The organism is Paractinoplanes tereljensis, from assembly GCF_016862435.1.
GTDB classification, from domain to species: domain Bacteria; phylum Actinomycetota; class Actinomycetes; order Mycobacteriales; family Micromonosporaceae; genus Actinoplanes; species Actinoplanes tereljensis.
In genome coordinates this window covers 45,295-64,538 of the sequence record NZ_BOMY01000050.1, presented here as the reverse complement: position 1 = coordinate 64,538, position 19,244 = coordinate 45,295, and the positions used below count along the sequence as shown (strand labels likewise).

20 protein-coding genes are annotated in these 19,244 nt (G+C 70.7%); 10 read left to right on the top strand and 10 right to left on the bottom strand.

The window, feature by feature from the left end; translation table 11 throughout:
- Positions 1 to 34 precede the first annotated feature (34 nt).
- Positions 35 to 274 carry a DUF6457 domain-containing protein gene (locus tag Ate02nite_RS38440; protein ID WP_203812836.1) on the bottom strand — a complete coding sequence of 80 codons (240 nt, stop codon included), beginning with the start codon at positions 272 to 274 and terminating at the stop codon, positions 35 to 37.
- Positions 271 to 870: a molybdenum cofactor guanylyltransferase gene (gene mobA / locus Ate02nite_RS38435; protein WP_239148016.1), complete on the bottom strand. Its 600-nt coding sequence runs from the start codon at positions 868 to 870 to the stop codon at positions 271 to 273. Before mobA ends, Ate02nite_RS38440 begins: the two co-directional genes overlap by 4 nt.
- Before the next feature lie 109 nt (positions 871 to 979).
- On the opposite strand from mobA, the gene fdhD reads away from it, so the two are divergent.
- The gene (fdhD, locus tag Ate02nite_RS38430; RefSeq protein ID WP_203812835.1) at positions 980 to 1,807 is read left to right on the top strand and encodes a formate dehydrogenase accessory sulfurtransferase FdhD; all 828 of its coding nucleotides are present in this window, start codon (positions 980 to 982) and stop codon (positions 1,805 to 1,807) included.
- Positions 1,808 to 1,840: 33 nt separating this feature from the next.
- On the opposite strand, the gene Ate02nite_RS38425 is transcribed toward fdhD, so the two are convergent.
- Both Ate02nite_RS38425 and Ate02nite_RS38420 read right to left on the bottom strand, forming a co-directional pair.
- Positions 1,841 to 2,923: a DUF4192 domain-containing protein gene (locus Ate02nite_RS38425; RefSeq protein WP_239148015.1), complete on the bottom strand. Its 1,083-nt coding sequence runs from the start codon at positions 2,921 to 2,923 to the stop codon at positions 1,841 to 1,843.
- A 58-nt stretch (positions 2,924 to 2,981) separates the two neighbouring features.
- A complete protein-coding gene (locus tag Ate02nite_RS38420; protein ID WP_203812834.1) occupies positions 2,982 to 3,485 on the bottom strand; it encodes a GNAT family N-acetyltransferase in 504 nt (167 codons plus the stop codon).
- 56 nt (positions 3,486 to 3,541) lie between these two features.
- Between Ate02nite_RS38420 and Ate02nite_RS38415 the strand changes: the two genes are divergently transcribed.
- Positions 3,542 to 4,423 carry a fructosamine kinase family protein gene (locus Ate02nite_RS38415; protein WP_203812833.1) on the top strand — a complete coding sequence of 294 codons (882 nt, stop codon included), beginning with the start codon at positions 3,542 to 3,544 and terminating at the stop codon, positions 4,421 to 4,423.
- A 105-nt stretch (positions 4,424 to 4,528) separates the two neighbouring features.
- On the opposite strand, the gene Ate02nite_RS38410 is transcribed toward Ate02nite_RS38415, so the two are convergent.
- A complete protein-coding gene (locus Ate02nite_RS38410) occupies positions 4,529 to 5,281 on the bottom strand; it encodes a class I SAM-dependent methyltransferase (RefSeq protein WP_203812832.1) in 753 nt (250 codons plus the stop codon).
- A gap of 237 nt (positions 5,282 to 5,518) precedes the next feature.
- Here Ate02nite_RS38410 and moaA point away from each other — a divergent pair, with 237 nt between their 5' ends.
- From moaA to Ate02nite_RS38390, 4 genes are all read left to right on the top strand, one after another.
- A complete protein-coding gene (gene moaA / locus Ate02nite_RS38405) occupies positions 5,519 to 6,526 on the top strand; it encodes a GTP 3',8-cyclase MoaA (protein ID WP_203812831.1) in 1,008 nt (335 codons plus the stop codon).
- On the top strand, positions 6,523 to 6,771 hold the full coding sequence (locus Ate02nite_RS38400; protein WP_203812830.1) for a MoaD/ThiS family protein: 249 nt from the start codon (positions 6,523 to 6,525) through the stop codon (positions 6,769 to 6,771). Before moaA ends, Ate02nite_RS38400 begins: the two co-directional genes overlap by 4 nt.
- A 125-nt stretch (positions 6,772 to 6,896) precedes the next feature.
- Positions 6,897 to 8,138, top strand: coding sequence for a metallophosphoesterase (locus tag Ate02nite_RS38395; RefSeq protein WP_239148014.1), 1,242 nt, complete (start codon positions 6,897 to 6,899; stop codon positions 8,136 to 8,138).
- Positions 8,139 to 8,243: 105 nt separating this feature from the next.
- Complete coding sequence (locus Ate02nite_RS38390; RefSeq protein ID WP_203812829.1) at positions 8,244 to 11,402, top strand: UvrD-helicase domain-containing protein; 3,159 nt, start codon at positions 8,244 to 8,246, stop codon at positions 11,400 to 11,402.
- On the opposite strand, the gene Ate02nite_RS38385 is transcribed toward Ate02nite_RS38390, so the two are convergent.
- Positions 11,388 to 12,077, bottom strand: a complete 690-nt coding sequence (locus Ate02nite_RS38385) for a prepilin peptidase (protein ID WP_239148013.1) — start codon at positions 12,075 to 12,077, stop codon at positions 11,388 to 11,390. The two genes, Ate02nite_RS38390 and Ate02nite_RS38385, sit on opposite strands and share 15 nt — an antisense overlap.
- Positions 12,078 to 12,214: 137 nt before the next feature.
- On the opposite strand from Ate02nite_RS38385, the gene Ate02nite_RS38380 reads away from it, so the two are divergent.
- From Ate02nite_RS38380 to Ate02nite_RS38365, 4 genes are all read left to right on the top strand, one after another.
- Positions 12,215 to 12,871 (top strand): LppU/SCO3897 family protein, encoded by a 657-nt coding sequence (locus tag Ate02nite_RS38380; RefSeq protein ID WP_203812828.1) that lies wholly within the window; start codon positions 12,215 to 12,217, stop codon positions 12,869 to 12,871.
- 100 nt (positions 12,872 to 12,971) lie between these two features.
- Entirely contained in the window at positions 12,972 to 14,177 is a 1,206-nt protein-coding gene (locus Ate02nite_RS38375; RefSeq protein WP_203812827.1) for an ATP-binding protein, read from the top strand.
- 28 nt (positions 14,178 to 14,205) lie between these two features.
- Positions 14,206 to 14,751 carry a DoxX family membrane protein gene (locus Ate02nite_RS38370; RefSeq protein ID WP_203812826.1) on the top strand — a complete coding sequence of 182 codons (546 nt, stop codon included), beginning with the start codon at positions 14,206 to 14,208 and terminating at the stop codon, positions 14,749 to 14,751.
- A gap of 110 nt (positions 14,752 to 14,861) precedes the next feature.
- Positions 14,862 to 16,145, top strand: coding sequence for a glycosyltransferase 87 family protein (locus tag Ate02nite_RS38365; protein WP_203812825.1), 1,284 nt, complete (start codon positions 14,862 to 14,864; stop codon positions 16,143 to 16,145).
- Here Ate02nite_RS38365 and Ate02nite_RS38360 read toward each other — a convergent pair.
- The 4 genes from Ate02nite_RS38360 to moaC all read right to left on the bottom strand — a co-directional run bounded on the left by Ate02nite_RS38360 (position 16,132) and on the right by moaC (position 18,865).
- Entirely contained in the window at positions 16,132 to 16,557 is a 426-nt protein-coding gene (locus Ate02nite_RS38360) for a molybdenum cofactor biosynthesis protein MoaE (protein WP_203812824.1), read from the bottom strand. The two genes, Ate02nite_RS38365 and Ate02nite_RS38360, sit on opposite strands and share 14 nt — an antisense overlap.
- Positions 16,554 to 17,777 (bottom strand): molybdopterin molybdotransferase MoeA, encoded by a 1,224-nt coding sequence (locus Ate02nite_RS38355; RefSeq protein WP_203812823.1) that lies wholly within the window; start codon positions 17,775 to 17,777, stop codon positions 16,554 to 16,556. The genes Ate02nite_RS38360 and Ate02nite_RS38355 overlap by 4 nt, the downstream gene beginning before the upstream one ends.
- A 129-nt stretch (positions 17,778 to 17,906) precedes the next feature.
- Positions 17,907 to 18,404 carry a MogA/MoaB family molybdenum cofactor biosynthesis protein gene (locus Ate02nite_RS38350; protein WP_203813082.1) on the bottom strand — a complete coding sequence of 166 codons (498 nt, stop codon included), beginning with the start codon at positions 18,402 to 18,404 and terminating at the stop codon, positions 17,907 to 17,909.
- Positions 18,377 to 18,865 (bottom strand): cyclic pyranopterin monophosphate synthase MoaC, encoded by a 489-nt coding sequence (gene moaC / locus Ate02nite_RS38345; protein ID WP_203812822.1) that lies wholly within the window; start codon positions 18,863 to 18,865, stop codon positions 18,377 to 18,379. The genes Ate02nite_RS38350 and moaC overlap by 28 nt, the downstream gene beginning before the upstream one ends.
- Positions 18,866 to 19,244: the final 379 nt, after the last annotated feature.

Sequence of the window (19,244 nt, the reverse complement as noted above, 5' to 3'; positions counted from 1 at the left end):
CGCACCTCCGTCTCCGCCACCCTATCGAGAGACTTCAGGGGGTGGGTTTCGGCCAGGAAAGCGCGAGCTGACTGAGACGTTCGGCGGCGTCCGCGGGGTCCGCTCCGCGACCCACCGCCAGCCCCATGAGGTACGCCGTGACCGGCGCCGCCGGTCGGACGACCCCGTGCGCCGTGTCTCTGGCCAGGTCGAGCACCGTCGTGACCGGCACGTCGGCCGGCTCGACCCCCAGCTCCGCACCGGCCGCCACGATCCACGCGTCGAGGTCGCTCATCGCGCCCATTCCTCGGCCGTGCGCAGGTCGTCGTCGGTGTCGCAGTCGAACCACGGGGGCGGTCCGGGGCGGCGCCAGGAAACTTCGGCCACCCGCAGGAATTCCATCAACTCGCGGACGGACGCGCCGTGCAGGTCACCGCGCTCTTCCAGCAGCCGCGTCACCGCCCCACGCAGCGCCGCGGTGCGCCACACCCCGCACAGCATCTGCCGGCGCCCCTCCGCGTCGCGGTAGACAGCACCCTGCATCGGCGACGACTCGACGGTCAGCCGCAGGACGTCGATCGCCTCGCCGGTCAGCAGCGGCAGGTCGGCGGCGAGCAACGCGGTGTATGTGATGTCGTCGGGCACCAGCGCGAGACCGGCCGCGGTGGCCGCGACCGGGCCGCCGCCGAGCGGTTGCTCCCGGGTGGAATGCACGGGCACGGGCAGGTCGGGCGGCACCGGGCCGACCACGATCCTCGGATCGGCGTCGTGCACCGCAGCCAGGACACGGGTCAGCATGGACTGACCACCGACGGGAAGCGTCGGCTTGTCCGCGCCACCCATCCGCCGAGCCGCACCACCGGCCAGCACCACCGCCGCAAACCCTCCCACGTACGTACCGTATCCCGAGCGCGTGTCGAGCGTGACCGCGCGCTCACTTCGCGGACGTGGATCACTATCGGTCTCGGGCCTTCCAGCGTTTCCGGCATAGGCTCGGCGGATGGCGCGTACGTCGGTCCGGCGACCGGTTCTGAAGATCAACTTGGACGCGACGGGCGCTCCCCGCCGCGGCCCCGACGAGCTCGCAGCCGAGGAACCGCTGGAGATCCGGGTGCGCAAGCGGCCGCTCGCGGTCACCATGCGCACCCCCGGGCAGGACATCGATCTCGCCATGGGGTTCCTCCTCACCGAGGGCATCATCGGCTCGGCCGGCGACGTGGTCACCGCCCAGCTGTGTGCGGGCACCGACACCCCGAACACGTACAACGTGGTCGACGTGGTGCTCGGCGCCGACGTGCCGCCGCCGGTCACCGACCCGACCCGGAACTTCTACACAACCAGTTCCTGCGGGGTGTGCGGGAAAGCCAGCATCGATGCCGTGCGGACCAGGTCGCGGTTCGACGTGTCCACCGACCTCGGGACGGTGCCGGCCCGCACGCTGGCCGCGCTGCCCGACCGGCTTCGCGCCGCGCAGCGCACCTTCGACCGCACCGGCGGCCTGCACGCGGCCGGCCTGTTCACCGCGGACGGCGAACTCCTGGTGCTGCGCGAGGACGTGGGCCGGCACAACGCGGTCGACAAGGTGATCGGCTGGGCACTGCGGGAGGGCCGGTTGCCGCTCACCGGGCACGTCCTGCTGGTGTCCGGCCGGGCCAGTTTCGAGCTCACCCAGAAGGCGTGGATGGCCGGCATTCCGCTTCTCGCGGCCGTGTCGGCACCCAGCACGCTGGCTGCGGAGCTGGCCGACAAGGCCGGCATGACGCTCGTCGGCTTCCTTCGCGGATCGACCATGAACGTCTACGCCTCGCCCCAGCGCGTAACCATCTGAACGCCCCTGGTCGCGCCCGGCCGGATGCCCCGATCACACCGACCGGCGGCGGGTGCTGCGGCGGGCCTGCCGATCGCTGCCGGGTCTCCTCCGCCCTTGGCTCGCCCGCACCGGTGATCGCAGTTCCACCAGGGCATGTGGCGCGATGCCCAGGCCCAGCAGGCGGTCGAGCATGCCGGCCATGCGATGCGCCGGCTCCTGTTTGAGTGCTCGGTCGATGGCCACCCGAGCCAGTGCTCCGTTGCCCGACTGCCACGCCGCGAAGGCGAGCAGGCAGGCCGGCCCCGGCACGAATTCCGGCTCGACGAGGCGCATCACCTCACCCCACAGCCGCTCCCGCCAGTCATCCGGGCCGCATCGGTCCAGCGCGTAGTCGAGCACCACCGGTCGCACCAGCAGGACCCCGAGCCAGGCGATGCCGCCGTGCGACGGCATGCCGCCGGCCCGCGTGGCCCGTTCCGCCTCCCGGACTGCCTGCCGGCCGGCCTTGCGGATCAGTTGCCCGCCCCGGCCGGCCTCAAGGTCCTCACCGGTCAGATCGGCGAACCGGGCCCGCGCACGCTCGGTGGCCGCCGCCATCTCCCGCCGGATCGGGCCGGTGGCCGGCGCCACCTGAGCCACCAGCGCCTTGCGGTCGGGCAGCGCCACCATCCCGCGATAGACCGCCTCCGCGGCGAGGTCGGCCCGGCACGGTGTGCCCTCGGCGGGGCAGCACGTCTGGTCGGAGCACGAGTAGGACCACCAGCGCCCGTCGGTGACCCGCAGCGCCTCGCGCACCCGCACGCCCACCGGCGCGAGCGCGGCCACCAGGCCCAGCACCGCCGACGTCACCAGCCGTGGTGGCCCGTAGCCGAGAACCACGACCTCGGGTGCCCCCTGCTGCGCGATCATCTGCGCGACCTCGTCGAAGACCGCAGCCGGCGGTGGCAGGTCGTAGCGCACGCCCACGACCACGAGTTTTCCGGCGAGGCCGAGCACGACGAGGCTGTCGGTCGGATGGAAGCCGAGGACATAGGGGGTGAAGGCGACGGCTTCGGCGGGGGAACGAACGATGATCGAGCAGTCCGGGGTCATGCCGCCGAGCTTGGCGGGCGGCACCGCTCCGGGAAGTGCCAAAGAGTGAGCCTGTGGACAACGCTTCCGTTATCCACAGGCTCAGAAAATCTTGCGCGTCCTACGAGCGGAACTGCATATCGTGCAACTCCAGCCCCTCCTGGTGCCGCGCGTTCGGGTGCCGGCCCAGGTCGAGCGTCAACTCAATAGAGGAAAGAACGTCGTAACCCGCGGCGTGCAGGCTTCGGATGGCGTCCACGTTCCGCGAGTCCGGCGAGATCGTCAGGGCGCTCATGTTCCGCTTCCGGGCCTCGTTCGCGACATGCCGCAGCAGCTTGCGCCCCACGCCCTTGTGCCGGTGAGAGATCGTGACGACGATCGGCTCCACCACCCCGGCCCGGCCCCGCATGATCAGCCCGACCAGCCCGATCACGCCGTCGTCCGCGTGATCGGCCACCCAGAGCCCGCTCAGATCGAGCCGGGTCAGATATTCCTCGAAGCCCACGCCGGCGTCGTCAGCCGGCTGCCCGTACATCTGGTTGTGCTCGTTGGTCAGCTCGGACCACAGTCGACGACCCGCGGAGTGGTCACCCGGACGGTACGAACGCACTGTGACAGGGCTCATGCCGACATTTTGACTCCGATTTCGGGCGGCCGTAAGGCGAAGTGGAAGATAACCCAGTGGACCAGGCGTACTTACGCGCGCACCCCGAGCATCTCCCGACATTTCTCACCCACCAGCGCATCCGCGAGACCCCGGTGGGCGGTGGCCACGTCTCCACCGCCAGCCGCCTCACGCTGGACGACGGCACCTCCCTGTTCGCCAAGACCTGGTCGGCCGGCGAGCCACCGGAGGGCTTCTTCGAGGCCGAGGCGAACGGCCTGCGCTGGCTGGCCGAAGCCGGCGCCCCCACCCCCGAGCTCCTGGTGGCGCTCCCCCAGATGATCGCGCTGGAATGGATCGACACGGCCCCCGCGACGGCCCGGGCGGCCGAGCACCTGGGCCGAGCCCTGGCCGCCCTCCACGACACCCCCGCCGAGACGTTCGGCGCACCGTGGGCCGGCTTCATCGGGCCCCTTCCCTTGGACAACACGCCGCACCCGGGCCCATGGCCGGCCTGGTTCGCCGAGCACCGTCTGCGGCCCTACCTGAGGGCGTCGGCCGACAGCGGGGCACTCGACGCCTCGGACACCGCCGTCCTGGACCGCGTCCTCGACGCGCTCGCCCACGCGCCGGGCGGTGAGCCTCCGAGCCGCACCCATGGCGACCTGTGGCCCGGCAACATCATCTGGGCTGCCGACGACCGGCCCTACCTGATCGACCCGGCGGCCCAGGGCGCACACCGGGAGACCGACCTGGCCAACCTCCACCTGTTCGGCGGCGCGCCGCACCTCGAGCGCCTCCTCGCGGCCTATCAGGAGGTGCGTCCGCTGGCCGAGGGCTGGCGCGCCCGCATCCCGCTGCATCAGCTCCACCTGCTGCTGGTCCATACGGCGGCCTTCGGCGCCGCCTATCGGAACGCGGTGGTCACGGCCGCGACCGACGCTCTGCGGGCTTTCTGACGAGGGAGTACGCGGCGACACCTCCCCAACCGCACAGCCGCGAACCCGCCGCGGCGGCAGGCTTTCCGCATCTCCAGGCCGTCGCGATCCATCCGGCCGGGGGAGTCAGGCGAGCTTGCGGGCCTCGATCAGGAAGCGCTGGGAGTGCGCCACGAACGGGCCGTGCTCGGTGATGTGGGCGTGCATGGCCTTCAGGCGGTCGTAGTAGGCCGGGATCGTGAAGCTCGGGACGGTCCAGATGACCTTGCGGAGGAAGACGATCACCGCGGCGACGTCGGAGAACTCCATGCGCAGCGCCTCGGAGCGCAGGCCGAGCACCGTGAGGCCGGCCGCGGTGGCCGCGGCGCGAGCGCGCTCCGGATCCCGGACCGGGCTGACCGGCTGCGGGCCCATCATGAAGTCGATCAGCTCGCGCAACGAGCCGGCACCGACCTGCTGCGAGAAGTAGGTGCCCTGAGCCGCCAGCACTCGCGCCACCTCATCCCACCGCACCGAGACCGGGTGCCGGCTCACCACCAGGTCGAATGTGCCGTCCTCGAAGGGCAGGTCGTCGTTTTCCCCGGCCTCGACCACCCGCCCACCGAGCGGGGCCAGGTGCGCCCGGGCCAGCTCCGCGTTCGGTGGCCATCCCTCGGTGGCCACCAGCACCTCCGGCGCCTGGGGGATCCCGGCCAGCACCTCTCCGCCGCCGGTCTGCAGATCGAGTGCCCGTCGCGCCCGGGCCATCCGCTCGCCCATCAAACGCGCGTATTCCCACGACGGCCGTTGCTCGGTGGCTCGCCCGTCGAACCAGGAGAAGTCCCAGCCATCGACCGGGACGGCAGCGCCCTCGGCCACGTGTTCTTCGAACGACACCATCCGCCGACCCTCCCAACGACCACGGCCTCGATCAACCGGTTTCCGGTCCGGCCGGGCGCGCTCGCTGGGCGCGCTGGTCGGGTGCACTGGCTGGGCGTGCTGGTCGGGTGCGCTGGCTGGGCGTGCTGGTCGGGAGCGTTGTCCACGGCACGAAATCCACAAGAGCAACGACGGGAAACAGCGACTAGATTCAAACCATGGGAAACGCGAGGAGATCAGGAACGGTGGGTTCCGTCCGTGCTTGAGCTCGCTGACCAGTTCGGGCGCGTGGCTACTGATCTTCGGGTGTCGCTGACGGATCGGTGCAATCTGCGCTGCACCTACTGCATGCCGGAGGAAGGGCTCGCCTGGCTTCCCCGGGAGGAGCAGCTCACCGACGACGAGCTGGGGCGGCTCATCCGCATCGGGGTCACGATGCTGGGGATCACCGAGGTGCGGTTCACCGGGGGCGAGCCGCTACTGCGGCGCGGGTTGACCGGGATCGTCCGGGCGGCGGCCGAGCTGTCCCCACGGCCGCGGCTGATGCTGACCACCAACGGGATCGGGCTGGAGCGAACGGCCGGGTCGCTGCGGGAAGCCGGGCTCGATCGGATCAACGTCTCGCTGGACACCCTTGATTCGGAGCGGTTCCAGGCTCTGACCCGGCGCGACCGGCTTGACGACGTGCTGCGCGGGCTGGCGGCGGCCGCGGCGGCGGGGCTGACGCCCGTGAAGATCAATACCGTGCTGATGCGGGGCATCAACGAGGACGAGGCGCCGGAATTACTGCGTTTCGCGCTGGCGCACGGTTACCAGTTGCGGTTCATCGAGCAGATGCCGCTCGACGCCCAGCATCAATGGGACCGGCACACGATGGTGACCGCCGAGGAGATCCTCGCCTCGTTGGCGCCCTTCGGCCTCCAGCCGGATTCGGTTTCACGTGGAACAGCGCCGGCCGAGACCTGGCTGGTTCCGGGGTTTGTGGACGCCGGCGGGGAACCAGCCCGGGTCGGCGTGATCGGCAGCGTGACCAGGCCGTTCTGCGGTGACTGCGACCGCACCCGGTTGACCGCGGACGGCCAGATCCGGAACTGCCTGTTCGCCACCGAGGAGAGCGATCTGCGCAAGCTGGTTCGCACCGGCGCCCCCGACGAGGAGATCGCCGAGGCATGGCAGATCGCGATGCGCGGTAAGCGGGCCGGCCACGGCATCGACGACCCCAGCTTCCTGCAGCCCGCGCGTCCGATGTCTGCGATCGGAGGATGACCGTGCCGACCGTCCGCTACTTCGCCGGTGCCCGGGCCGCCGCCGGCGGCGTCTCCAGCGAGCCGGCCGAGGCCGCCTCGCTGGACGAACTGATCCAGCTGCTGACCGACCGCCACGGCGAGCGCCTGGGCTTGGTCCTGAAGTCCGCAAGCTTCCTGGTCGACAGCCTGAGATGCCACGACCGCCAGGCCCCGCTCCCCACGGACGCAACCATCGACGTGCTCCCTCCTTTCGCCGGCGGCTGACCCGCCACCCAACGCCTCACCACCCTGAGCGCCCCACGCGGACGCACCGGAAATGTGGGTTGGTGGTGGAGCTTGGGATGGCGGCAGGGAGACTTAGTGTCTGGGTCGTGGGCTGAGGAGCGGGTTTGCTGGCTTTTGTCGCATTAGTCTTTCTCGTCATTGGGCTGATTCATTTCTATCTGTACAAGCGGCTTCTCCGAGATCCACTACGGCCGGGACGGGCCCAGCAGGTCGGTGCCGTCGTGGCGACGGGGCTGGGGCTGCTGCTGCCGGCGACGCTCATCGGCACGCGGACCGGTCACTTAGAGTGGCTGGCCTGGCCGGGGTATCTGTGGCTGGCGCTGATGTTCTATCTGCTGGTCGTCTTAATTCTGCTCGAGATTCCGCGCGCGGCGGTTTTGCTTTCCTGGAGGACGGCGTCGCGTACGAAAGAAGTCGCTCGGAATAAGACGGACGGTAGCCAAAGCGTCACGGAAAGCGATATCTCCGAGACGGGTTTGCTGGAAAGTCCCGACCCATTGGCCGAAGCGGCCAATGACGACGACGGGGTCGCGCGCCGGCTGGTCCTGGCCCGCGGAATGGCGATCTTTGCGGGGCTTACCGCGGCAGGGATCACCGGCTACGGGATGAAGACCGCGCTCGGCGGGCCTCAGCTCGACCGGGTTTCGATCCCGCTCGCGAAACTGCCGCGGGGGATGGACCAGACCCGGCTGGCCGTGGTGTCCGACATCCACCTCGGACCGCTCACCGGCACCCGGCATGCGGGGCGCATCGTCGACCTGATCAATTCGGTGCAGGCGGACATCGTGTGCGTCGTCGGTGATCTGGTTGACGGCAGCGTGGCGGAACTGGGGCGGTTCGCGGCGCCGCTGGCCGACATCGAGTCGCGGTACGGGGCGTTCTTCGTGACCGGGAACCACGAGTACTACTCGGGGTTCGAGCCCTGGTTGGAAGAGGTGACACGGCTGGGAATGCGGCCGCTGCGCAACGAACGACTGGAGATCAATGGGCTTGACCTGGCCGGGGTCAACGACCTTGGCGGCGCGCAGCATGGGGACGCACCCGACTTCGGCAAGGCCCTCGGGGACCGGGACACCTCGCGGCCGGTCGTGCTGATGGCGCACCAGCCCGCGGCGGCGCACCAGGCGGCACCGTACGGGGTTGATCTTCAGGTTTCCGGGCACACGCACGGCGGCCAGATGGCACCGTTCAACCTGCTGGTCAAGCTGGAACAGCCGGTCGTGTCCGGCTACGGCAAGGTCGATGGCGTGCCGGTCTACGTGACAAATGGCGCGGGTTTCTGGGGACCACCGGTCCGGGTTGGCGCACCGCCGCAGGTCACGGTGGTCGAGCTACGGACGGCGTGACGGAACCCGGCAAAAATCCAGGGAAACCGGGTCGATTTCCAAGTATCAAGATCCGTAAGTTTGTCGAGCGTGGCGATTGGTGAGGGAACCGGAGGGCGTGACAGGATGCAGCGCGTGCCCTCGGACAACGCAGGGTCCTCGGTCGCCGCGGACGCATACGTCGCGGACCTGCACATCCACTCCCGGTTTTCGCGCGCCTGCTCCCGTGATCTGACGCTGCCGAACCTCGCGTGGTGGGCCCGCCGCAAGGGCATCGCGCTGCTCGGCACCGGCGACTTCACGCACCCGGCCTGGTTCGATCACCTGCGGGAAAGCCTGACCGACGGCACCGACGGCCTCTACCGGTTCAAGGACGAAGCCGAGGTAACCAAGCGGCTGCCGGGCTCGCTGCAGGCGACGACGCCGGCGAAGTTCATGCTCAGCGTCGAGATCTCGACCATCTACAAGCGGGACGACCGCACCCGCAAGGTGCACCACCTGATCTACATGCCGGATTTCGCGGCCGCGGCGAAGTTCAACACGGCCCTCGGCCGGATCGGCAACCTCACCGCCGACGGCCGGCCGATCCTCGGTCTCGACTCCCGCAACCTGCTGGAGATCACCCTCGACGCCGGCGGCTACCTGGTCCCGGCGCACATCTGGACGCCGTGGTTCTCGGCGCTCGGTTCCAAGTCCGGCTTCGACGCGATCGCCGACTGCTACGCCGATCTGGCCGAGCACGTCACCGCGGTGGAGACGGGCCTCTCGAGCGACCCCGAGATGAACTGGCGGGTGTCCAGCCTGGACCGTTATCGCCTGGTCTCGAACTCCGACGCGCACTCGCCGGCCGCCCTGGCCCGGGAGGCGACGCTGTTCACCGGCGAGCCCGACTACGAAGCGGTCAAAACCGGACTGGGCCTGGCCGGCACCCTCGAATTCTTCCCGGAAGAGGGCAAATACCACGCCGACGGCCACCGGGCCTGCGGCGTGAACTGGGAGCCGCAGCGCACCCGCGAGGCCGGCGGCCGCTGCCCGGAGTGCGGCAAGCCGCTGACCGTGGGTGTTTTGAGCCGGATCGAAGATCTCGCCGACCGGCCGGCCGGATTCCACAAACAAAGCCATGTCGAGCACCTGATCCAGCTGCACGAGGTGCTCGGCGAGATCAACGGCGTCGGCCCGAAGTCGAAGACGGTCGAGGGCCAGCTCAATCACCTGGTCGCCACGCTCGGCGCCGAGCTGGACATCCTGCGCAAGGTTCCGCTCGACGAGATCGGCCAGGCCGGCGGCGACGAACTGCGCGAGGCGATCACCCGCCTGCGCCGGCAGCAGGTCCGCCGGGTCCCCGGCTACGACGGTGAGTACGGCGTGATCACCCTGTTCGAGCCGGGCGAGCTGCGCCACAAGTCGGCCGCTCCGCAGGTCGAAACCCTGTTCGACATCCCGGCCTTCGACGTGCCCCAGCAGCGCAAGCCGGACAAATCGCCCAAAACTAAGTCGGCGGCGAAAGCCGCCAAAGAGCCGAAAAGTCCCACGCCGCCTCCCCTGACCACCCCGGTCAGCCCGCACGAGCCGTTCGAGCCGATGCTGGCCGGCATGGAAGAGGTGGGCACCGGCCTCCTCGACCGCCTCGACGCCATGCAGCGAGTGGCCGCGAGCGCCCCTGGCGGCCCGCTGCTGATCGTGGCCGGCCCGGGCACCGGCAAGACCCGCACGCTGACCCACCGGATCGCCTATCTCTGCGCCGAGCTGGGCGTCTTCCCGCACCGCTGCCTGGCCATCACCTTCACCCGCCGGGCCGCCGCCGAGCTGAAGGAGCGCCTCGACGCGCTGCTCGGCGACGTCGCCGACGACATCACGGTCGGCACGTTCCACTCGATCGGCCTGACCATCCTGAAGGAGAACGCCAAGGCGGCCGGGCTCGGCGCCAACTGGCGGATCGCCGACGACCGCGAGGTGGCCGAGGCCCGGGATCAGGCCGGCGACGACGAACTGGCCTACAAGAAGCTCCTCCGCCAGCAGGACCTGGTCGACCTCGACGATCTGATCGAGCTGCCGGTGAAGGCCATGCGCGACGAGCCCGCCCTGGTCGAGAAGTACCGCCGGCACTGGCAGTGGATCTTCGTGGACGAGTACCAGGACGTCGACGAGGTGCAGTACGAACTGTTGCGCCTGCTCAGCCCGGCCAACGGCAACCTGTGCGCGATCGGCGACCCCGACCAGGCGATCTACTCGTTCCGCGGCGCCGACGTGAAGTACTTCCTGCGCTTCAACGAGGACTTCGTCGACGCCCGCCTGGTGCGACTGACCCGCAACTACCGGTCGAGCGCGCCGATCCTGGCCGCGGCGGTCCAGGCGATCGCCCCGAGTTCGCTGGTCAACGGCCGCCGTCTGGACCCGGCCCGGCTCGACCCGGAATCCCCGCTGGTCGGCCGCTACCCGGCGGCGAGCGTCGCCGACGAGGCCGACTTCGTGGTCCGCACCGTCGACGAGCTGGTCGGCGGCCTCTCGCACCGGTCGCTGGACTCCGGCCGGATCGACTCCCGCGCGGTCGTCGCCGGCAACCTGTCCTTCTCCGACATCGCGGTCCTCTACCGCACCGACGCCCAGTCCGGCCCGATCGTCGAGGCGCTGTCCCGGGCCGGCGTGCCGGTGCAGAAGCGTTCGCACAACCGCCTGCGCGACCGGGCCGGCGTGCAGGTCATCGCCCGCGAGCTGCGGCACGCCGGCGGCCTCGACGGATCACTCGCGGCCCGGGTGAAGCTGACCGCTCAGGTGCTGGCCCAGCGCTACGCGGCGCCGACCCTGGATGCCGAACAGCTGGCCCCCGAGGACATCTGGACGGCGGCCGACCTGCTCACCCCGCTGGCCCAGCGGATCGGTGACGACCTCCCGCGCCTGCTGCAGGAGATCGAGACCGGCGCCGAGGTCGATGCGCTGGATCCGCGGGCCGAGGCGGTCAACCTGCTGACCCTGCACGCCGCCAAGGGCCTCGAGTTCCCGGTGGTCTTCCTGGTCGGCTGCGAGGACGGCCTGCTGCCGCTGCGCTGGCCGGGCTCCACCCCGAGCGACGACGAGATCGCCGAGGAACGCCGGCTGTTCTTCGTCGGCCTGACCCGCGCCCAGGACCGCCTCTACGTCAGCTACGCGGCCCGGCGGTTCCGGCACGGCAGCGAACGCGAGCAAATTCCGACCCCGTTCCTCGACGCGATCGACTCCGGCCTGTTCGAGCGGCTCGGCGACACCGTGCCGTCCCGGCCCAAGGATCGCCAGCTAAGGCTGCTGTAACGCCAGCCCGGCCAGGGCTCCGGCCAGCAGCGCCGGGCCGAAGGCGATCGGTCCGCGACGCCCGGTGAGCAGCCGGAACACCGCGATCGGCCCATTGATCAGATGCGCCGCCAGCACGCCGACCACCACCGCCGGCCAGCCGGCGAAACCCAGGATCAGGGCGAGCACGGCGGCAAGCTTCACGTCACCGAGACCCAAACCCCCAAGAAAAGCCAAGAGTGTGTACGTCGTGAGCACCGCGACCGCCGCCACGAGTGCGAGCCCGATCCGTTCCGGTCGCAGGATCGCCAGCGGCACCGCGACGACCACCGCGAGCGTTCCGACCAGCGGGTCGGGCAACCGCAGGCACCGCCGGTCGATCATCGCGAGGAGCAGCCCCGGCACCGCCGCCAGCAGGTAGAACGGCAGCTCCGGCACCGGCCCCACCGCGATCGCCAGGACGGCCGCCACCGTGCCACCGCCGAGCAGGGCTGACGCGTACCCGCCGGAGCAGGAACACGCCGCCCCCGCCCGTACCCAACCGGGGAAGCCCTGCGGAAACGGCCGTGCGCAGTTCGCGCAGCTCAGCCTGGTCGGGTCGGCGAAGCCGACGGCGAGCCGATAGGCGAGTCGCGGCAGGAAGGCCGCAGTGGCCGCGCCGAACGCGGCCGCGATGATCACGAGGGGTGGTGCCACGACCGTGGACCGTATCGGCATCGGGCACGTGACGGTCGTCGTGTTGCCGACAACGGCGGCGATTCCGTACGGGTTTGTGACACCCCCGCACGCTACGGTGGCATGCAGCGCAGAGCACGCATCCGGAGGAATCCCCCATGTCGCAGAACGGCCCGCATTCCGGCCCGCCGTGGTCGCACGGGAGCTCCGACGAGCCCTATGCGGAACCCGCCGATCCGTGGGGTGACCAGGGTGCCCACGAGCCGTCGTGGGGCGCGCATCCGCCGTCGATCCCGCAGCAGCCGGTCTCGTCGTCCTATCAGCATTCGCCGCCGCCGTTCGGTAACAGCGGCTCGATGTGGGGTCAGACGCCACCGCCGGCACCGTCCAAACGGAACACTCCGATCATCGCGCTCGTGGTGACGCTGGGCGTGCTGATCTGCATCGGTCTCGGCACCACGGCCTGGATGCTGAAGTTGCGCAACGACAAGAAGGCCTCGCCCACGGCCACCACGTCGGACGCCGCCGCCAACCCCGGCGCCGTGCCGCGGGGCAGCGAGGACGCCCGCTTCAACGTGAAGAAGGGCGACTGCGTGGTCAACGAGGGCACCGACGACGTGCCGGAGATGCGGGCGACCGCGTGCACCTCCGGCACCTACCAGGTGCTGGAGCGGGTCGACGGCAAGACCACGGGGGAGAAGGACGCCGAGTCCAAGTGCTCCAAGGTCACCGGCTACACGAAGTGGTACTTCTACGACAGCGCCCTGGATGACCTCGACTTCGTGCTCTGCCTCAAGGAACATAAGGCGCTCTAGCCCGGTCTAGCAATTTTGGTAGAACCGGCTAGATGAGACACGACAGCAATCCATAGCCATGTCTAGCGTTTTAGCTAGATGACCCGATACGGTGCTATCCGTGGATCCGGTGCGGAACCCCTACGCCCCCGGCGCCGGTCAGCGTCCCCCTGAGCTGGCCGGGCGCGGCCGCGAGCTCGATGCGTTCGACGTCGTGCTGGAGCGGGTCGCCCGCGGCCGGCCCGAGCGCAGCCTGGTTCTCACCGGCCTGCGCGGCGTCGGCAAGACCGTCCTGCTCAACACGCTGCGCTCGGCCGCGATCGGCCGCCTCTGGGGCACCGGCAAGATCGAGGCCCGGCCCGACCAGTCGCTGCGCCGCCCGGTCTCGGCCGCCCTGCACATGGCCATCCGCGAGATCGCCGCGCACCACCGCGACCCGGACCGGGTCGACGAGGTGCTCGCCGTGCTCAAGGCGTTCGCGCTGCGCTTCAACGACCCGAACGGCAAGATCCGCGATCGCTGGACGCCCGGCATCGACGTCCCGCCGGCCCGCGGCCGGGCCGACTCCGGCGACATCGAGATCGACCTGGTCGAGCTGTTCACCGACGCCGCCTCGCTCGCCACCGACGTGGGCACCGGCATCGCCCTGTTCATCGACGAGATGCAGGACCTCGGTCCGGCCGACGTCTCCGCGCTCTGCGCCGCCTGCCACGAGTTGTCGCAGCTCGGCGCCCCGCTGATCGTGGTCGGCGCGGGCCTGCCGCACCTGCCGGCGGTGCTGTCGGCGGCCAAGTCCTACTCCGAGCGGCTGTTCCGCTACCAGCGGATCGACCGGCTCGACCGGGTCGCCGCCGACCTCGCGCTGTGCGCCCCGGCCGCCCGCGAAGAGGTGGAATACGAGGCGAAGGCCCTCGACCTGCTCTACGAGAAGTCCGGCGGCTATCCCTACTTCGTGCAGGCATACGGAAAAGCCACCTGGGACCACGCCCCACAGTCCCCGGTGACCGACGCCGACGTGCGGGTGGCCGCCCCCGAGGCCGAGGCCGAGCTGGCCGTCGGTTTCTTCGGTTCCCGCTTCGAGCGGGCCACCCCGGCCGAACGGGAGTACATGCGGGCCATGGCCACCCTCTCCGGCGAGACCGACAACGACATGGACGCGGCCGTGCCCACCTCGGATATCGCCACCGCGCTCGGCCGCAAGCCGGCCAGCCTCTCCCCGGCTCGCGACGCGCTCATCAAGAAAGGCCTGATCTATTCGGGCGAACGAGGCACGGTGGCCTTCACCGTGCCGCATTTCGGCCGCTACCTTCGCACCCAGCCGGTGTGAGGCCCGTTCGGCGGGTATAACCAGATTCATGAAGCCGGTACGCACTGCCGCTCGCGCCATGCTCGCCTCGGTCTTTGTGATCAGCGGCGTCCGCATTTTGATCAATCCGGGTGACAATCGGGTGGAAATCGCCCGCCGGGTCACCGATCGGGTGGGCCCGCTCCTGGAGAAGGTCGATCCGCGCATACCCAGCGACGCCCGCAGCCTCGTGCGCATCAAGGCGGCCTCCGACGTGGTGGCCGGCCTGGCGCTGGCCACCGGGCATCTGACCCGCCCGGCCGCCGCCGTGCTCGCGGCCGGCCTGGTGCCGACCACGATCGCCGGCCACCCGTTCTGGAGCGTCGGCAAGCCCGAGAGCGAGGGTCACCAGACCCAGTTCCTCAAGAACCTCGCCCTGCTCGGCGGCCTGCTGCTGGCCGCCGCCGACACCGAGGGGCGGCCCGGCCTGCGCTACCGCACCAGCCACGCGGCCGCCCGCTCCAAGCACGAGGTGAAGCGCGCGGTGAAGACCGCCAAGCGGGAAGCCAAGATCGCCGCGATCTCGGCCGCCGCCGCACGCAAACTGCCCGGATGACAACCTTGTCGCGGCCCCGGCGTTAAAGCGGACGAGGGGCCGCGCGGTTTGGTCTGCGCCTTCTAAGCTCGCGTCCCGTGCCCGGGGACGAGAGCGACGGGGGTCGCGGCATGCGAAGAACCGCTGTGGTCGCGCTGGGGTGCTTCGGCGCCGGCTTGCTGATCATTTGGCTATTTGGCCGGTACGGCCTGAGCACGGCCGCCGTGGATCGCGCGGCCGTGCACGACTGGCTGTCCGGGGAGGACCTGTATCCCGGCCGGGTCGGCACGGTCCTGACTCCACCGGCCGCCATCCTGTTCACGCCGGCCGCCTTCCTGCCGCTGCCGACCGTCGGCTGGCTGCTCGCCGCGGCCGGGGTGTCGGCACTGGCGCTGGCCCTGATCGCCCTGGTCGGTCCGGTCGCCCGTCGCTACGGCAAGCCCCGTGGCCCGGCCGTGGCGGTCGCCGTGACGCTGGCCCTGGCCGCCGAGCCGGTGCGCGCCACCCTCGGGCTCGGCTGCCTCGACCTGCTGATGTTCGGCCTGATCACGGCGGATGTGGTCGCGCTGCGCCGGGCGGCCTGGGCAAGCCGCCGGGCGGCCTGGTGGCCCGGCCCACCCGCCTCTCAATCCCCGCAGGGCGGCCCGAAGCTGCGGCGCTTCTGGGCGACCGGGGCGTGGGCCGGGGTCGGGGTGGGCCTGGCCACGGCGCTGACGATCAGCCCGGTGCTGTTCATCGGCTACCTCGTGGTGAGCCGGCAGCGGCGCGCCGCCCTGACCGCGGTGGCAACCACCACGACCCTGCTGACCGGTGCGTTCCTGCTCGCGCCCGGCCCGACCAGGACGTGGTTCGGCTCGGTGCTGCCGCGGCTGGACCGGGGTGGACCGCTCGACGAGATCACCAACCAGTCCCTGGCCGGGGTGCTGGCCCGGCTCTACGACTCGGCGACCACGCCGGCCCTGATCTGGCTGTCCTTCTCCGTGCTGCTGGTGGCGGTCGGCATGATCCGGGCCCGGTCGGCGCACGCGGACGGCGACGAGATCGCGGCGTTCACCCTGGTCGGGCTGACCAGCGCGGCGGTCGGGCCGGTCAGCCGGATCCACGAGCTGGTGTGGGTGCTGCCCGCGGTGTTGATCCTGGTGGACGCGGCGGCCCGACGGCGGATCACGGTGCGGCGGTTCCGGCCGGGACGGTTCCCAGGCGCTCGGTACGCGAGCGCGGCCGTCCTCGTCTACCTGCTACTCGTCCTCGATCCACGGTGGACGGCCGGCTGGGACGCGTACGCCATCGTGGTGATCGTCCTGCTCAATACCCTGCCCTGGCGTCCCGGCGTGGCGCCGGCCGGGCCGGCTCGCCGGCCTCCGCAGCCGGTGGCCCGGCGCGCGCCGGCCATCCCGGGGCCTAGGGGCAGTTGACCCATTCCTCGGTGCCGTCCGCGAAGACCTGCCGCTTCCAGATCGGCAGCCGGGCCTTCACCTCGTCGACCGCCCGCGCGCAGGCCGCGAACGCGGCGCCGCGGTGGGCGGTGCTGACCGCCACGACCAGCGCGACGTCACCGATCTCCAGGGTGCCGATGCGATGCGAGACGGCCACCGCGAAGACGTCCGGGTCGGCGGCGATCTCGGCGGCCACCTCGTGGAGGATCCCGGCCGCGCTGGGATGGCCCTCGTATTCCAGCAGGGTCACCCCGCGCCCGTGGTCGTGGTCGCGGACCACGCCCTGGAAGGTGACCACCGCACCGGCCCGCGGATCGGCCACCGCCTTCTCGTGCGCGGCGAGGTCAAGAGGCACGTCCAGCACCTCGGCGATGGCCACGGTGCCGGTCATGGCCGCTCCCCGGGGGTCAGCGGCAGCGGCAGGAACGGAACCAGGTCACCGGCGGTGGCCCGGGTGCCCGGGCGGATCACCAGGAAGCCCTGGGCGTTGGACAGGCCGCGCAGCATCGCCGAGCCGACGTGGCCGACCGGGGTCGCCGACCGTCCACTTCGGTCGAGCCGGGCCAGGACCAGGTGCGTGAAGTTGCCTCGGCCGGGAACGTCGGTGGCCGCCTCGACCAGCGGCAGCTCCGGCATCGGGCGGCCCTGCAGCCCGGCCAGCAGCGGCGCGACCAGGGTGAACAGCGCGATGATCGCGGACTGCGGGTTGCCCGGCAGGCCGGCCAGGAAGCGCGGGCGGCCGTCGGCGTCCGGGATGCGGGCCAGCAGCATCGGGAAGCCGGGCCGGACTGCCGCAGTGTTCACCAGGTATTCCGCACCCAATTTCGCGAGGGTCGGATGCAGGTGGTCGACCGGGCCGTGCATCGTGCCGCCGGTGGTGCAGACCAGGTCGGCGCCGGTCAGCGCGGTGCGGACGGCCGCGAGGTGCGCCTCGAGGGTGTCCTGCACCGGGCCTGTCACCGCGGCCGCGTCGACCGTGGCGCCGTAGCGGCGCAGCCAGCCCGGCACCTGCGGGCCGAGCGAGTCACGCACCCGGCCGGCGCCCGGCGTGCCCGCCGTGAGCAGTTCGTCGCCGAAGACCAGCAGCGCGGCTCGCGGTCGCGGGCGCACGCTGAGCGCCTCATAACCGCAGGTGGCAGCCACCCCGATGACGGCCGGGTCGATCGCCGTGCCGGCCGGCAGCAGTTCCTCGCCCCGGTGCGCTTCCTCACCCGGGATCCGCCACTCCGGCGTTGCCCGGGGCACGCCGCTGACCAGGCCGGCCGCGTCGCGGGTGGACTCCTCGATGCGCAGCAGCGCGTCGGCGCCGGGCGGGACCATCGCGCCGGTGGCGATCTCCACGCAGGTGCCGGCCTCGTCGAGCGGCGGCGCGATGCCGCCGGCCAGCACTCGGCCGACCGGGTGCCACGGCTGCGGGCCGCGGGTCGCCCAGCCGTCGATGCTCGAGGTGGGGAAGGCCGGTAGGTCGGTGAGTGCCCGCAACGGCTCGGCGAGGGTGCGGCCGTCGGCGTCGGGCAGCGAGATCAACTCGGTCGGCCCGGCGGCTCGGCGGCCCGCCTCATAGGCCAGGGCGCGGGCCTGCTCCCAGTCGACAGGGGTGTCTTCACTCACCGGTTGAGCCTATCCACCGCGATCGCTCAGGTCTCGTGACGCCCTTCTTCCCACTATGTGGACAGCGAGCAGTGTCCGACTTTGCAGCATGCGTCTAGGACTTGCTGCGTACGCCCATGGGTCTAGTACTCACGGTTTATGGTCTCCGCCGTTGATCTGGTCGACAACGTGCTTGAGCAGGGGCGCGAGCACCGCGAGGCCGTCCTTGGCGCCCCCGGTGGAGCCGGGCAGGTTCACGATGAGTGTGCGACCCGCTACCCCGGCCAGGCCACGGGAGAGGGCCGCGGCCGGCACCCGATCACGGCTGTACGCCCGGATCGCCTCGGCGATACCGGGGACCTCGAAGTCGAGCAGACCACGGGTGGCCTCGGGCGTGCGGTCGGTCGGGGTGACCCCAGTTCCGCCGCTGGTCAGCACCACGTCGAACCCGTCGGCGACCGCCTCGCGCAGCGCCTGCGCGACCGGGTCCCCGTCCGGCACCACGACCGGGTCGCCGACCTCGCAGCCCAGTTCGCGCAGGCCACTGACGAGGCGCGGGCCGCTGGTATCGGCGTAGACGCCGGCGGCCGCGCGATTGCTGGCGACGATCACCCGGGCCCTCACGGACGGTCCTCCGGGCGCACCCAGGTCCCGGTCTTGCCGCCCTCTTTCCGCAGCACACGCACCGATTCCAGGCTCGCCGCCGGGTCCACCGCCTTGATCATGTCGATCATCGCGAGGCCGGCCGTCGCGACGGCGGTGAGCGCCTCCATCTCTACGCCGGTGCGGTCGGCGGTCTTCGTGATCGCGGAGATCTCGACGGCCGTGTCGGTCACCGTGAGCTCGACCTTCACCCCGTGCAGCCCGATCGGGTGACAGAGCGGGATGAGGTCGGGGGTGCGCTTGGCGCCCATGATTCCGGCGAGCCGCGCCACCGCCAGCGCATCGCCCTTCGGCATCCCTTCTCCACGCAGTAGCGCGACGACCTCTTCAGTGGTGACGACACGTCCGGCGGCGATCGCCCGGCGGGTGGTGATCGTTTTCTCGGAAACATCGACCATGCGCGCTGCGCCCGTATGGTCGACGTGGGTAAGGGATTCCTCGGGCATACCGGGAGTTTATAGAAGGTTCCCCGGAACTCGGGTTAGGACATTCGCCGGAGTGGGAACCACAATTCGTTCATGTACTACAAATGTTCATGATCTATGCCCAGTTCAGCGCGCATGCTGACCTGCAGATACGGTAATCGACTAAACAATCCGGAGGGTTAGCGAAACTGTACGGAGTGCTACGCACCGAGTCCTAGCCTCGGACGATTCCGAAGTAGCAGAGAGTTCTCTTTCGAAGACGCCCCGTAACGGCGTTTCCGACGATTCTCGCTTTCTGCGCATACCGACATAAAACGGTTCCCAGTACCTCCAAGCGTGCATAACGTCTCTCCCGTCGCGACGAACAAAAAGATCCCCCCGAGGCCGCCGAAATGTTTCG

Excerpts from the sequence above, each read along its gene's own strand:
- Ate02nite_RS38410 (WP_203812832.1), bottom strand. The coding sequence starts at position 5,281 with ATGGTGTCGTTCGAAGAACACGTGGCCGAGGGCGCTGCCGTCCCGGTC.
- Ate02nite_RS38440 (WP_203812836.1), bottom strand. The coding sequence starts at position 274 with ATGAGCGACCTCGACGCGTGGATCGTGGCGGCCGGTGCGGAGCTGGGG.
- Ate02nite_RS38365 (WP_203812825.1), top strand. The coding sequence starts at position 14,862 with ATGCGAAGAACCGCTGTGGTCGCGCTGGGGTGCTTCGGCGCCGGCTTG.
- Ate02nite_RS38390 (WP_203812829.1), top strand. The coding sequence starts at position 8,244 with ATGCAGCGCGTGCCCTCGGACAACGCAGGGTCCTCGGTCGCCGCGGAC.
- Ate02nite_RS38370 (WP_203812826.1), top strand. The coding sequence starts at position 14,206 with ATGAAGCCGGTACGCACTGCCGCTCGCGCCATGCTCGCCTCGGTCTTT.
- fdhD (WP_203812835.1), top strand. The coding sequence starts at position 980 with ATGGCGCGTACGTCGGTCCGGCGACCGGTTCTGAAGATCAACTTGGAC.
- Ate02nite_RS38360 (WP_203812824.1), bottom strand. The coding sequence starts at position 16,557 with ATGACCGGCACCGTGGCCATCGCCGAGGTGCTGGACGTGCCTCTTGAC.
- Ate02nite_RS38420 (WP_203812834.1), bottom strand. The coding sequence starts at position 3,485 with ATGAGCCCTGTCACAGTGCGTTCGTACCGTCCGGGTGACCACTCCGCG.
- moaC (WP_203812822.1), bottom strand. The coding sequence starts at position 18,865 with ATGCCCGAGGAATCCCTTACCCACGTCGACCATACGGGCGCAGCGCGC.
- Ate02nite_RS38400 (WP_203812830.1), top strand. The coding sequence starts at position 6,523 with ATGACCGTGCCGACCGTCCGCTACTTCGCCGGTGCCCGGGCCGCCGCC.
- Ate02nite_RS38380 (WP_203812828.1), top strand. The coding sequence starts at position 12,215 with ATGTCGCAGAACGGCCCGCATTCCGGCCCGCCGTGGTCGCACGGGAGC.